Origin of the sequence: Nocardioides sp. NPDC127503 (assembly GCF_040302165.1) — a bacterium.
GTDB lineage: Bacteria > Actinomycetota > Actinomycetes > Propionibacteriales > Nocardioidaceae > Nocardioides.
The window spans coordinates 158,815-171,845 of sequence record NZ_JBEORH010000007.1 but is presented as its reverse complement, the minus strand read 5'-3'; the positions used below and the strand labels follow the sequence as shown (position 1 = coordinate 171,845).

Sequence of the window (13,031 nt, the reverse complement as noted above, 5' to 3'; positions counted from 1 at the left end):
TCGCTCGGTCACCCGTTGCCCAGCGCCCGTTCGATGACGTCGACCACCTTGGGCCGCAGGTCGCTCGCCGCGATCACCTCGTCCACCGAGCCGACCTCGACGGCCCGGTGGATGTCGTGGACGCCGTCGAACTCGGCGGCGACCTCGGCGATCTTGTCCGCCCGCAGCTGAGCACGGAGCTCGGCCAGCTCGACGACGAGCGCCCCGCGTTCACCGTCCTCGGCGTGGTCGATGCGCTCCTCGAGCGCGGCGACCCGTGGGTCCGCCGCCGCCCGCTTGGAGACCTCCGCTGCGAACACGACGGCCGCCGCGGGCGCGCCACCGAGGACCGAGGCGTACGAACCCTCGATGGCGAGCACCGTCATCGACGGGTTCAGGTGCTTGGAGAACACCACGAACGCGCCGCCGTGGTAGCGGGAGATCACGCAGAAGACGATCGGGCCCTGGAAGTTGACGACCGCGCGGCCGATCTCGGCGCCGTACTCGAGCTGCAGGTTGCGCATCGACTCCGGGGAACCGTCGAAGCCGGACAGGTTGGCGAGCACCACCAGCGGCCGGTTGCCCGATGCCGCGTTGATCGCGCGCGCGACCTTCTTCGAGGACCGCGGGAACAGGGTGCCCGCGGTGTAGGTGTCCGGACCGTCGGTGGGAGGGAAGCCGGCGCGCGGCACCGGCTTGGACTCGATGCCGACCAGGCTGACCGGGTAGCCGCCGATCCGGGTGTCGACGACCACGGCGGTGTCGGCGTCGGCCATGCCGGCCCACCGCTCGAGCATCTCGTGGTCGGCGTCGGCCAACGCCCGCATCACCGTGCGGATGTCGAAGGGTCGCTTGCGGTCGGGGTTGTGCTCGGCCGAGAAGATCTCGCCGACGCTTGCGAAGTCACCCGCGTGGGGGAACGACGACACGTCGCGGTCGATCGGGTCGGCTGTTGGTGCGCGGCGCGGCCCGGTCTCGCCGGGAACCACGTAGCTGTGCTCGTAGTGAGCCATGAGTACCCGGAAGGCACCGGCCAGGTCGGGCACCCAGTACTGCGCCTGACCGTTCGGGCCCATGACCCGGTCGTAGCCGCCGATGCCGTGGTTGTCCTCGGCTGATACACCGCCGGAGAAGTCGAGCGACTGCTTTCCGGTGAGCACCATGGCACTGTCCGGGGTCATCACGAGGATGCCCTTGGTGTGCATCAGCATCGTCGCTTCGGCATTCCAGTACGGCTGGGCACCGACGTTGATCCCGGCGACGACGATGTTGATCTCGCCGCCGTCCTGGGTGAAGTGAACGATGCGGCGCAGCGCGGCGGCCACCCAGTCCATGTTCTCGGTGCCGCTCTCCATCGAGATCCGGGCGCCGGCCGACACCGCGAACCACTCGACCGGGATCTGCATCCTCTCGGCGAGATCGATGGCTGCGATCACCCGGGCGCACTCGGGCTCCGAGAGCGCGCCGAGCGACTTGAGCGGGTCACCGCAGAGCACGACTCGGCTGATGCCCTCAGGGTAGAGAGAGCTCGGGGTGGTCACGACAGCGACGATGATGCCGGCGCTGTTGAGCCCGGGATCACGGTCGACGGGTACGAGCACGCCGTCGGCGTCGAGGTCGTGCTCGACGACCGTGCCGCTCCCGGCCAGGGCGCGCTGGAGCTCATAGGGGTAGACGAGGCCGCGGCGTCGGGCGCGCAGCACCTTGGCGGCGTACTCGTCCAGCGGGGCGAGCGGCTCGGTGGGCGGTTCGATGACGTCGGCCACGACGCCCGCGCCTGGTTTGGCGTGGAAGCGGATGGCCAGCGGGGTCGGGGCCTCACCGTCCCGCCCGGCCACGCGGCCCTGCGCGAGCACCTCCTCGATCCCGGCGCCCTCGCTGAGCGGGGTGATCTTGCTCTGGAGCGCGGTGATCTGGTCGAGATCCGCCTCGACCACCGGCCACACCGTCACCCACACGTGGTTGACGTCGAGCTTGGTGCCCTCGCGGCCTCGGGCGGTGCGTACGCGGCGGATCGCCTCGAGGCAGTTCTCCACGGCACGCTCGACGTGGGGCAGCGCGATCACGCGGCCCTCGTCGTCGCGGACCACGGCGAGCTGGCGCGCCTGGGCAGCCGCGACGAGCCGGCGGTCGGCCGGGTTGGCCCGGGCGACGCACTCGTAGAGCAGTACGTCGTCGGGCGCGGCGAGCCTGGTGACGTCGAACTCGCTGAGGCGCCACAGGTTGAGCCTGCGACCGACCATCGGGTGCATGCCTCGGACCAGGCTGTCCTCGACCAGCTCGGCGGTCGGGGTCTGCGGTGCGCCGTCTGCGTGGTGGCGGTAGGTGAAGTAGTCGATCGGCTGCGGCGCGGCATGGCAGACCGCGATCGAGACACGGCGGGCGCGGCGGGCGAACTCGTGGCCGGCGAGCATCTTGGCGAGCTCGGACGAGGCGAGGTCCGGATCGGCGGGCGCGTCGGTCCAGCGCAGGTAGATCTCGACGACGTCATCGTGGTCCGAGGACAGCGCCGAGGTGATGGCCGCACCGAGCTGGCCGTCCGGCTGGGCGAGCTCCGTCACGTCGCCGATGGTGGACACGACTCGGGTCGCGCCCTTCTCGTCCGTGGCGTACTCGGCGTGGGCGACCGGGCGTCCGCCGTCATCGTCTGTGCCGGTGACGGTCAGATCGTGCAGGTGGTAGTCGCGGTAGTGCCGCCGGATCAGCACCTCCAACAGCGGCTCGCGCTCGGGAATGCCCTCGACCAGCCGGTCCCGGAGGAAGCCGACCAGTGGCTCGGGGACAGCCGCCAGTGCGTCGATGCGGGCGGCCCGGTCGGGGGCGTCCGGGTCGGTCAGGGCGGCGACCTCGGCCGGTACGCCCTCCAGCACCGCGCGACGCTCGTCATCGACCAGCGGCTGGTCGAACCAGCCGAACCGGACCGAGCGGGCCAGATCGCCGACCACGGCGAACCTGCGCTGCGTGGCGCGCACCATCCGCTCGAGCAGCGCGCGGACCGCAGCGGCGTCCTCCGATGCCGGCGGCGGGTCGCCGAGCCAGCGCTGCAGCACCCCGATCGCGACGTCCACGTCGGAAGGATGCTGCTGGGCGAGGAAGATGCGGAACACCGCACGCTCGAGCTCCGGCGTACGTTCGAGGTCGGAGACCCCGTAGTGCGCGAGGACGCGCAGCAGCTTGTCGCGGAAGTGGTCCGGGAGCGCGCCCCGGTCGGGGTCGAGGCTGCGCAGGTAGGTGTGGAAGTATTCCCGCGAGCTGTGCACGCGCAGCTCCGTGGACGGCTCGTCACCGGCCGGACGATTGCGGCTGAGCTCGGCGAAGTCGGTGAACAGCGACAGCAGGTCCATCTCGGTGCGCAGCGTGTCCGCGAGCGCACCGTTGGAGCGAGAGGCCAGGTGAGCGGCGAGCAACGCCGGGCGCTGATCGTCCTCGACGTCGTAGCCGAGCAGCAGGCTGCTCAGGTCGTCCAGCGCACCGTTGCTGCGGCCGCGCTCGGTGGTGGGCTCGGGCAGATCGAGATCGGCCAGGGTGGCAGTGGTCGCCTCGCCCTCGGCCTCGCCGGTCGGCTCGAGGCGCAGCAGTGGCGCCGCGGTCTCGACCTGGCTCCCGACCCGAACCAGGAGCTCCTTGACCCGGCCGGTGAACGGCGCGGTCAGCGCGGTCTCCATCTTCATCGACTCGAGGACCAGGACCGGATGGCCTGCTGCCACCTCGTCGCCGATGGCGAGCGGGGTGGAGACGACGAGCGCCGGCGCGGGGGCGCGGACCATGCCGCCCTCGTCGCGGCTGACCCGGTGCATCACGTCGTCGACCTCGACCAGGTGGACGGGGCCGTGGGTGGCGGTCACCAACCGGTAGCGGTGGCCGTCGACAGTGAGCCGGCCGTGCACCTCGTCGATCCGGTCGAGGGTGGCGGTGAGGGTGCGCCGCTCGCCACCGGCGGTGATGGTGACCTGGTAGCGGGCGGGTCCGGACTGCCGGACGGTCAGGGCGTACGTCGCACCGCGCAGCTTGAGCTCGATGGTGCGGGCAGGGTCGTGCTGGATCTGGGGCCGGCCGCCCTGGGCCGTCTGGAGCATGCGGGCGATCTCTCCGCGCTCGGCCTCGTCGTAGCCCTCGATCGCGGCGGCGACGAGCGCGATGCCGGCGTGCCGGGCGGCCTGGAGCCGCCCCTCGCCGCGCACCCGGTCGATCCAGCCGGTGTCAGCCCAGGCGGGGCTGCCGGTGGTGACCTCGGGCTGGTCGAGGAGGTCGAGGATGAAGCTCTTGTTGGTGGCGCCGCCGTCGATGATGACGGTGGTCTCGCCCATCGCCCGGCGCAGTCGCGCCAGCGCCTGCTCGCGGTCGGCGCCCCAGGCGATCACCTTGGCGATCATCGAGTCGAAGTCGGCCGGGATGGTGTCGCCCTCGGCCACGCCTGTGTCGACCCGGATGCCGGGGCCGGCGGGGAACTCGAGGCGGCTGATCCTGCCCGGAGCGGGCGCGAAGTCGCGGTCCGGATCCTCGGCGTTGAGCCGGGCCTCGACCGCGTGGCCACGCTCGAGCGGCCGGTCGCCGCTGAGCGGTACGCCGGAGGCGACCTGGATCTGCAGCGCGACCAGGTCGGTGCCGGTGACGGCCTCGGTGATGGGGTGCTCGACTTGGAGGCGGGTGTTGACCTCGAGGAAGGCGAACGTCTTCTCGCCCGGGTGGTAGAGGAACTCGACGGTGCCGGCTCCGGCATAGCCCACGGCCGTGGCGAGCCGCTCGGCGGACGCCTTGAGCTCGGCGGCCTGGTCCTCGGTCAGCAGCGGGCTGGACGACTCCTCGATGACCTTCTGGTTGCGCCGCTGCACGGAGCAGTCGCGTACGCCGATCGCCCAGGCGGTGCCTTGACCGTCGGCGATGACCTGGACCTCGACGTGGCGTGCGTCGGTGACCAGCTTCTCGAGGAAGACGACGCCGCTGCCGAACGCCCGCTCTGCCTCGTCCCTGGTGCGCTGGTACGCCTCGGTGAGCTCGGCACCGGAGGTGACCTTCCGGATGCCGCGACCGCCGCCACCGGCGGTCGCCTTGAGCATGAGCGGGTAGCCGATCTCCTCGGCGCTGGTGAGTGCCGACTCGAGGTCGTTCACGCCGCCGCGGCTCCAGGGAGCCACCGGGACACCGACCTCTTCGGCGATCAGCTTCGAGCCGATCTTGTCGCCCAGCTTCCGCATGGCCTCGGCGCTGGGGCCGATGAAGGTGACGCCCAGCCGGTCGCACAGCTCGGCGAAAGCCGGGTCTTCGGCGACGAAGCCCCAGCCGACCCAGGCGGCATCCGCCCCGGAGGCGACCAGCGCCTGCTCGAGGACGGCGAGATCGAGGTAGGGGCGATCCGCGGCGGCGCCGAGCAAGTAGGCCTCGTCGGCCTCGCGTACGAACGCCGACCCGGCGTCGACGTCGGTGTGCAGCGCAATGGTGCGGATCGTCCCTTCGGACGTATCCCGCGCGTTGAGGTCGCGGACGGCATGGATCAGACGCATCGCGGCTTCACCGCGGTTGACGATGGCAATTCGAGAGACCTGTGGCACGGTGCAGACCCTTTCATCAGGCGCCGCCCCTGTGACCGCTCGACTCCGACAGGCTTCTGATGGATTCCTTGTCGATTTCCTAGTGGACACCGCCGGCGACGCCCCGAGATCGCGCCGTTGTGATGCGTCCAGGATGGCCGTTTCCTACAACGTCCGGCGGGCTCCGTTGACCTTCTGCCGGAGCCAGTCCGGGACCCGGTCGTCGGCGCGAGGGAACGTCTCGAGGTCGAGCGCGTACAGGCCCGGGTGGGCCGGCCAGCGCCAGACCGGCTCGTCGTCATAGTTGAAGACGACATTGGTCGAGTGCTTCTCCCCTTCGCCATCCCCGCTCGCGATGGTCCAGCGGGCCGAGAACCAGGCGCCCCGAGCGGGCTCGTACATCACCCGCCTGAGCTCGTCGGTCAGCGCGAGGATGGTGTCGGGTGGCTTGGCGTGGGCGAGGCTGCCGTCCGGTCGGTGCACGTCGATGCGGCCGGTGAAGAACATGGACAGGTTGCGGTGGTTGAAGACCAACGTGGACCAGTCGCCCTCTACCTCGTCAGCGAGGTGGAGGGCGATCTCGTCGATGAGCTGTTCCTGTCTGACCACAGGAGGAACGGTCATGGCCATCAACCTACTACCGCTGTCGACAGCATTTCGAAACTCCGTTTCGCGGAGCAGGAACGGATGTGTTGTTTCCGACATACGACGGATCCGTGAGTTCCTCGTGACGCGGTGAACGCGGAGCACCGTCGACGGCTAGGTTGAGCAGGTGACTCGGAACCCGCGACAGTCCCTGGATCGCTCGGTGCTGCGGCTGGGCGCCCGCGTGCGGGAGCTGCGCAAGGCGCGGGGGATGACGCTGGTCCAGCTCGCCGAGGCGACCGACCTGTCGCACCCGTTCCTGAGCCAGATCGAGCGTGGAATGGCGCGTCCCTCGATGTCCTCGCTGTTCCGGATCGCCGAGACGCTGGGCACGACCCAGCAGGCGCTGCTCGCGGACAGCGTCGAGAGCGCCTCCGCCGGCCCCGTGTCGGTCGTACGCCGCTCCGACCCCGGCACCGCGGAGGCGGCCAACGGCGCCGTGCAGGCGCTGGTCGCCGGGGCCGATCACGCGTTCATCCCGATGGAGTTCACCGGGGACAGGTCGGCCTGGGACCACTACTGGCAGCACGAGGAGGATGAGTTCGTCTACGTGGTCGGCGGGACCCTTCGGATCGACCTGGACGGCGAGGAGCAGGTCATGGAGACCGCCGACTCGGTCTACATCCCCGGCGGCGTACGGCACCGGTGGGCCAGCGCCGACGGCGAGCTCTTCCGGCTGCTGGTGGTCAAGGAGCAGCGCGGGCGCTGAACCGGGCCAGGTCCGCGACGATCTCGCGCTCGTCGGCGGTGACGAGCACCCCATCGCGTACGACGACCCGGCCGGCCACGACCACGTGCCGCGGACGCCGCCCGGGCGAGGCCCACAGCAGCCCGGCGACCGGGTCGTGGACGCCGGCGTCGGCGACCCCGGAGACGTCCCAGATGCACAGGTCCTGGCCCTCCCCCAGCCCCGGCCTGCCGAGACCGGCCGCGGAGCCGGTGGTCGCCATCGCGAGCAAGTCGGCGGCCGCCAGCGGAGGACCCACCAGCGGCGCCACCTGCATCGCGAGCCGGGCATCGGCGAGCAGGTGGCCGGCGTCGTTGCTGCCGCCACCGCTGGTGCCGAGCCCGACCTCGACCCCGGCCTCACGGAGCGCGGCGACCGGCGCGATCCCCCACCCCATCGGCAGGTCGCAGCCGGGCGCATGGGTGGCACTGACCCCGGCCGCGCTCAGCCTCCGGATCTCGTCCGGCGTCACGTCGCACAGATGAGCCAGGGTCACGTCGGGCGCGAGCCAGCCCCATTCCTCCAGCAGGTCGATCGGGCGGCGGCCGTAGCGCTCGGCCGCGATGGCGACGTCGACCTGCTCGTTGGCCTGGGTACGCCGCCGCAGCCCGCGCCGGGCAGCCACCTCCCCCATCAGCCGGAAGGTCGGTTCCAGGTCAGAATGCACTCCGGCCGGGCCGACCGCGACCTGCAGCATGCCGTCGGCGCTCACCCCGCCGGGCGCGTCCCCGACCAGCGCCTCGGCGATCAGGTCAGCGCTGTGCGCCGCGGTCTCGGGGTCGTCCCGGGCAGCACCGCGGACGAAGACGAGACGGGCGCCGAGCTCGACCGCCGCTCGCGCGGTCCCCTGCGCCAGGGGCACCGTCTCCTCGGGCGTGAGGGAGGCCGGCCAGGTCAGGTGATGGTCGGCCACGGTGGTGACCCCGCAGAGCAGCGACTCGGCGAGCCCGGCCCGCGCGGCGGCGTAGGTGAGCTCGGCGTCGACCCCGACGCGGTCGTAGGCCGCCGCCATCGTGGGCAGCCAGGTCGCCATCGGGACGCCGCGGGTGCCGGGCAGCGTGCGGAACGCGGTCTGCAGCAGGTGATGGTGGGCGTTGACCAGACCCGGCGTGACCAGGCAGCCCGAGGCGTCGAGGGTGTCGTCAGGCCCCTCGACCGAGAGGTCGCCCGAGGCCGCCCCGGTGATCCGCAGCGTCATGCTGACGGCGTGAAGCGGGCGGCCTCCACGATGACCTCGGCCAGCGTGGCGACCCCTGCCTCGAAGCGAACCTTGCCGTCCTCGGCGGTGGCGGTGGTCGGGTCGCCGAGGTAGCCGTCGGTGCCGAAGTCGTCGGAGAGCCAGCCGAAGGAGACCGGCTTGCCGAAGCCGATGTGCCGGTAGCCGGCCAGCTGCTCGGGCACCTTCCGCTCACCTCGCTCCTGGTGCACCAGCTCGGGCCGCAGGTGGAGCATCATCGAGGTCTCGCCGTGGCCGCCGTGGATGCCGAGGCCGAGCTCGTCATCTCGCGAGGAGCGTCCACCCTGGTCGGGTGGCAACGAGAGATGCGCGAAGAACGTCGCCAGCCCGAACTGCTTGCGCAGCTCGCGGGTGGCGACCTGCCCGAGCGCAGAGTTCCCGCCGTGCCCGTTGACGAAGAGCAGCCGGGTGATGCCGGAGGTGCTCAGCGAGCGGCCGATGTCGACGAGGACCCGCATCAGGGTGTCCCAGGAGAGCCAGATCGTGCCGGGCGACCAGGAGTGCTCGTCGGACTTCGTATAGGCCAGCGGCTCCAGCAGCACCACGGACGCGCTGCCCGCCGCGGCGACCGTCGCCACCGCGGCCTCGGCGGCCTCGGCGGCGATCACGTAGTCGGTCGAGACCGGCAGGTGCGGACCGTGCTGCTCGATCGCACCCAGGCCGAGCACGGCGACGGTGTCCTCGGGCAGAGCGGCGATCTCGGGAGCGGTGAGGTCGGCGAAGCGGGGCATCAGCGGACTCCGATGTTGATGCGGGTGTCGACCAGCGCGTGGTCGGTGAGCTTGCCCTGGTTGAGCAGCCCCTTCGGGTCGCGCTCGCGCGCGACCGCGGTGACGAGCTCGACGTTGCGGTCGACGTACCACTGGTGCGGCGAGTGCACGCCGACCCCGATCTCGTCGAAGCGCGGGATGCCGGCGAGGACCTGCTCCTCGGAGACGTACTCGGCGACCACCATCGCCAGCGGGGCCTTCCCCATCAGCTCCAGGTGCAGCCAGACCGGACCGTCGTAGATCTGCCGCACCCGGTCGGCGTCGCTCCAGTAGAGCTCGCCGCCGGTCTCCATGTGGAACCAGCTCCGGTCGCGGTGGGCGCGCTGCAGGAAGTAGACCGGATGGTTGTAGGACATCCCGGAGAGCAGATCGGTCGCGGCGTAGTCCTCCAGACGAGCCCGTACGCTGCCTCCGGCCGCCACCACGAGCGACTCGATCGCGGCGACCGTGGACGCCTCGGCGATCACGCGCAGGCTGTGCTGGGACGGGTCGAGCTCGACGTTGGTGGTCAGGGTCGGGACCAGCGCGGGCTCGTCGCCCGAGGCCAGCCGCGGCAGCACCGGCAGGTCGAGCAGCCGGCTGTGCACGGAGACCATCGCGTCCCAGCTGTCGAAGGCGGCATAGACCGCCACCCAGTCCCGTGCGGGGTCGGTGCGAACGACCATCGAGGTCACCACGCCGGTCACTCCGTAGGCGTGGATGTACGGGAGCGTCTCCTCGCCTCGCACCGTGATCAGGCGCCCGCTGCCGTCCATCGGCGCCACCGTCAGCTCGGCCACGAAGCCGTCGGAGGTGGTGCCGTGCTCGATGGTCCCGGTGCCGGCGCTGCCGCCACCGATGAAGCCGCCGATCGTGGATCCCTTGGTGGAGGGGAAGATCCACAGGTCGCGCCCGGCCGCCCGGGCCACCTTGTCGATCCGGGTCATCCGGGCGCCGGCCCCGGTGCGTACGTTGCCGTCGGCCTGCACCTCGATCGCGTCGAGACCACGCAGGTCGAGGATGATCCCGCCGGTGAACGGGGTCGCCTGGCCGTAGTTGCCGGTCCCGGCGCCACGCGGGACTACCGGCACGTCGTGCTCGTAGGCCACGGCCAGCACGTCGGCGACCTCTTGCTCGGTCTGCGGCCGGACGATGGCGTCGGCGACGTACCTGCCGCTCGGCACCTTCTCCTGGAGCACCGGCGACATCCGAGACCAGTCCGAGGAGAGCTTGATCAGCGCGGCCGGGTCGGTCTCGACCCGATCCGCGCCGAGGCGGTCGGCGACCAGGGCGGTCACCTGGGACGTACGTTGCGAGATGGTCATCGACATCACTTCATCGAGATCGAGTCGTCGATGAACCGGTTGTCGTAGAGCGACTCCGGGTCGACGTCGTCGGACGTGATCGTGCCGGCCTGCTTCATGATCGGCGCGAACGTCTCGACGACCTCCTTCATCCGCTCACCGTCGATCTGGCCGAAGACGCCGGACTTCGGGTCGTCGTGGACCAGGTCGAGGTCGGTCATCGTCTTGGCGGCGTACGTGGCGACGCCCTCGCTGTAGGTCCAGCCGGTCTGGTAGCGCTCGACGATGTCGACGATGATCCCGTTGGCCCAATCGGGGTCGGCCAGGTAGTCGATCGCGGCCTGCTGCATCACCGGGACGAGCTTCTCGAGGCAGTCGGCCTCCTTCTCGACGTCCTCGGCACGCACCGCGATCGGCTCGGGGTAGATGGTGTAGCCGACCTCGGCGAGCAGTTGGTAGCCGATCGGCTTGGCCCAGCTGCCGATCTCGTTCTCGTAGATGTAGGGCTCGGCGGTGGCGAAGCCCTGCTGGAGGATCGTGGGCTCGGTGACGAAGCGCTGCGGGGTGCCCTCGTAGGAGAGGTCGGACTGCTTCTTCTCGATCATCCCCTGCGACTCGAGCAGCGCCGGGATCACGTCGCCGGCGGTGACGACCGGGTCGCCGTCCCCGGCGGCCTCGGCGATGGTCCTCGCGTCGTCCTGGCTCTTCGGGTCCCACATCAGGATCTGCGGTGAGACGGTCAGCTGCGAGGCCAGCGCGACGGTCGGTTGCTTCTCCGCGGCCGCGATCGCGGCGTCGGTGTTGACCGCTCCGATCAGGATGTCCTTGTCGAGGTACATGGTCGCGGGGACAGGCTGGAACCCGGTCGCCGGACCACCCGAGCGGACCTCGATCTTCACGCCCGTGTCGACGCCGCTTGAGACGAGCGGGCCGGTGACGGTCTTCTTGTCAGTGTCGACGGTGTAGCCATCGCCGATCAGGCTGTACATGCCGCCGTGCTCGGCCTCGGGCTGCCAGTCCTGCTGCATCACGACGGTCGCTGGACAGACGTCGGAGAGGTCCTTCGCGCTGCCCTTCTCCGCCTTCGTCACCTCGCCTGCGGTGGCGGTGTTGGCGGTGCCGGAGTCGCTCCCGCAGCCGGTCAGGGCCAGCGGGACGACGGTGGAGAGAGCGACCAGGGCGGCGGCTCGGTGGATTCTGGGTCGGTTCATGCTGTGTCCGTTTCTTGAGGGGGAGGAGGTCAGCGCTCGCCGTACCACTTGCCGATCACGGCACGGTCGAGAGCGGCGAAGGCCGAGAAGACGACGACACCGAAGAGGGCGGTCAGGATGATCGCCAAGAAGAGCGGCTCCATGCTGAGCCGGAGCGTGTAGACGCGGAGCAGGCCGCCGATGCCGGGGCTGCCCTGTTGGAAGTAGAAGTCGCCGACGATCACGCCGATGACCGAGAGCCCGGCGGCGTTGCGCAGGCCGGTGAAGATCGCCGGCATCGCGGCGGGCAGCTGCAGCTTGAGCAGCCGCTGCAGCCGGGTCGCCCGGTTGAGGGTGAAGAGGTCGTGCGCCGGCGCCGTCGCCGACTGCAGGCCGAAGAGGGTGTTGGCGATCATCGGGAAGACCGCGATGATCACGCAGACCACGATCCGGGCCGCGATGCCGTAGCCCATCCAGATCCCGATCAGCGGGGTCAGCGCCAGGATCGGGACCGTCTGCAGGATGACCGCGTAGGGATAGAGCACCTTCTCCAGCAGCCGGGTCTGCGCCATCACCATCGCCCAGGCCATCCCGATGACCACCGAGATCACCAGACCGGCCAGCGCGACCATGACCGACTGCCACAGCGCCGCGAGCATCGGCTGCATGATCTCCGGTCGCCCCAGCGTCTCGGCGAAGACCTGGTGCGGCGGTGGCAGCAAGAACCGCTTGTCCTCGCCGAGGACGAGGTACGTCACGGCGTACCACACGGCCGCCAGGCCGGCGAGCGCCGCGACCATCGGCACGACCTTGGCGAGGAGCCGGCCGAGCACAGGGGACGTACGTCTGGCGGGTGGCTCGGCGGGTGTGGCCTCGGTCGCGGGCTCTACGTCCGGCTCGACGATCAGTTCGGTACTCAGCTCGGTGCTCATGCGTGCTCCTCCAGTGCCTCGGAGACCTGGCCGACCAGGTGGGCGAAGTCGGACTCGAAACGCAGCTCCGGCGGGCGCGGGAACTCCCACGGCACCGGGATCTCCGCGACGATCCGGCCCGGCCGGCCGCTCATCACGACGACGCGCGTCGAGAGGTAGACGGCCTCGGCCACGGAGTGGGTGATGAAGAGACCGGCGAAGCCCAGCAGCTTGAAGAGCCGCTGCAGCTCCGTCTGCATCGCCAGCCGGGTGATCTCGTCGAGTGCGCCGAACGGCTCGTCGAAGAGGGCGAGATCGGGCTCGGCGACCAGGGCGCGGGCGATCGAGACCCGCATCCGCATGCCTCCGGAGAGCTGGCGCGGATGCTGCTTCTCGAAGCCGGTGAGGCCGACCAGGTCGAGGGCCTCCTGGGCCGCGCGGCGGCGCTGCTCCTTGGGCATCCCGCTCAGCTCACCGATCAGCTCGACGTTCTTCCGGGCGCTGCGCCACTCAAGCAGCGTGGGGTCCTGGAAGACGTAGCTGGTGGTGTCCGCGTCGACGTCGACCCGGCCGACGGTGGCGTCCTCGAGTCCGGAGGCCAGCCGGAGCAGGGTGGACTTGCCGCAGCCGGACGGGCCGACGACGGAGACGAACTCCCCGGCGTCGACGCTCAGGTCGACCCTGGTCAGCGCGGTCGTACCGGTCGGGAATCGCTTCGTCACCCCGGAGAGGGCGAGCGTGGCGGTGGTGGTCGTGTTCAT

Annotated in this window: 9 protein-coding genes; 1 reads left to right on the top strand and 8 read right to left on the bottom strand. The window is 70.7% G+C overall.

Annotated elements, in window-relative coordinates; all coding sequences use genetic code 11:
- Positions 1-8 precede the first annotated feature (8 nt).
- Together ABTW65_RS17375 and ABTW65_RS17370 are read right to left on the bottom strand one after the other, a co-directional pair.
- Positions 9-5,528 (bottom strand): ATP-binding protein, encoded by a 5,520-nt coding sequence (locus ABTW65_RS17375; protein ID WP_350662243.1) that lies wholly within the window; start codon positions 5,526-5,528, stop codon positions 9-11.
- Between the two features lie 144 nt (positions 5,529-5,672).
- On the bottom strand, positions 5,673-6,131 hold the full coding sequence (locus ABTW65_RS17370) for an agglutinin cell wall attachment protein (protein WP_350662242.1): 459 nt from the start codon (positions 6,129-6,131) through the stop codon (positions 5,673-5,675).
- 148 nt (positions 6,132-6,279) lie between these two features.
- Between ABTW65_RS17370 and ABTW65_RS17365 the strand changes: the two genes are divergently transcribed.
- A complete protein-coding gene (locus tag ABTW65_RS17365; RefSeq protein ID WP_350662240.1) occupies positions 6,280-6,861 on the top strand; it encodes a helix-turn-helix domain-containing protein in 582 nt (193 codons plus the stop codon).
- Here ABTW65_RS17365 and ABTW65_RS17360 read toward each other — a convergent pair.
- From ABTW65_RS17360 to ABTW65_RS17335, 6 genes are read right to left on the bottom strand one after another with little or no spacing between them, the layout of a single operon-like run.
- Positions 6,839-8,077, bottom strand: a complete 1,239-nt coding sequence (locus ABTW65_RS17360) for an amidohydrolase family protein (RefSeq protein WP_350662238.1) — start codon at positions 8,075-8,077, stop codon at positions 6,839-6,841. The genes ABTW65_RS17365 and ABTW65_RS17360 overlap by 23 nt on opposite strands.
- On the bottom strand, positions 8,074-8,847 hold the full coding sequence (locus ABTW65_RS17355; RefSeq protein WP_350662236.1) for a creatininase family protein: 774 nt from the start codon (positions 8,845-8,847) through the stop codon (positions 8,074-8,076). The genes ABTW65_RS17360 and ABTW65_RS17355 overlap by 4 nt, the downstream gene beginning before the upstream one ends.
- Entirely contained in the window at positions 8,847-10,190 is a 1,344-nt protein-coding gene (locus ABTW65_RS17350) for an FAD-binding oxidoreductase (protein ID WP_350662234.1), read from the bottom strand. Before ABTW65_RS17350 ends, ABTW65_RS17355 begins: the two co-directional genes overlap by 1 nt.
- A gap of 5 nt (positions 10,191-10,195) precedes the next feature.
- The gene (locus ABTW65_RS17345) at positions 10,196-11,380 is read right to left on the bottom strand and encodes a hypothetical protein (protein ID WP_350662233.1); all 1,185 of its coding nucleotides are present in this window, start codon (positions 11,378-11,380) and stop codon (positions 10,196-10,198) included.
- 29 nt (positions 11,381-11,409) lie between these two features.
- Positions 11,410-12,291, bottom strand: a complete 882-nt coding sequence (locus ABTW65_RS17340; protein ID WP_350662231.1) for an ABC transporter permease — start codon at positions 12,289-12,291, stop codon at positions 11,410-11,412.
- Positions 12,288-13,031: an ABC transporter ATP-binding protein gene (locus ABTW65_RS17335; RefSeq protein WP_350662229.1), complete on the bottom strand. Its 744-nt coding sequence runs from the start codon at positions 13,029-13,031 to the stop codon at positions 12,288-12,290. Before ABTW65_RS17335 ends, ABTW65_RS17340 begins: the two co-directional genes overlap by 4 nt.

Excerpts from the sequence above, each read along its gene's own strand:
- ABTW65_RS17370 (WP_350662242.1), bottom strand. The coding sequence starts at position 6,131 with ATGACCGTTCCTCCTGTGGTCAGACAGGAACAGCTCATCGACGAGATC.
- ABTW65_RS17360 (WP_350662238.1), bottom strand. The coding sequence starts at position 8,077 with ATGACGCTGCGGATCACCGGGGCGGCCTCGGGCGACCTCTCGGTCGAG.
- ABTW65_RS17355 (WP_350662236.1), bottom strand. The coding sequence starts at position 8,847 with ATGCCCCGCTTCGCCGACCTCACCGCTCCCGAGATCGCCGCTCTGCCC.
- ABTW65_RS17350 (WP_350662234.1), bottom strand. The coding sequence starts at position 10,190 with ATGACCATCTCGCAACGTACGTCCCAGGTGACCGCCCTGGTCGCCGAC.
- ABTW65_RS17345 (WP_350662233.1), bottom strand. The coding sequence starts at position 11,380 with ATGAACCGACCCAGAATCCACCGAGCCGCCGCCCTGGTCGCTCTCTCC.
- ABTW65_RS17340 (WP_350662231.1), bottom strand. The coding sequence starts at position 12,291 with ATGAGCACCGAGCTGAGTACCGAACTGATCGTCGAGCCGGACGTAGAG.
- ABTW65_RS17335 (WP_350662229.1), bottom strand. The coding sequence starts at position 13,031 with ATGAACACGACCACCACCGCCACGCTCGCCCTCTCCGGGGTGACGAAG.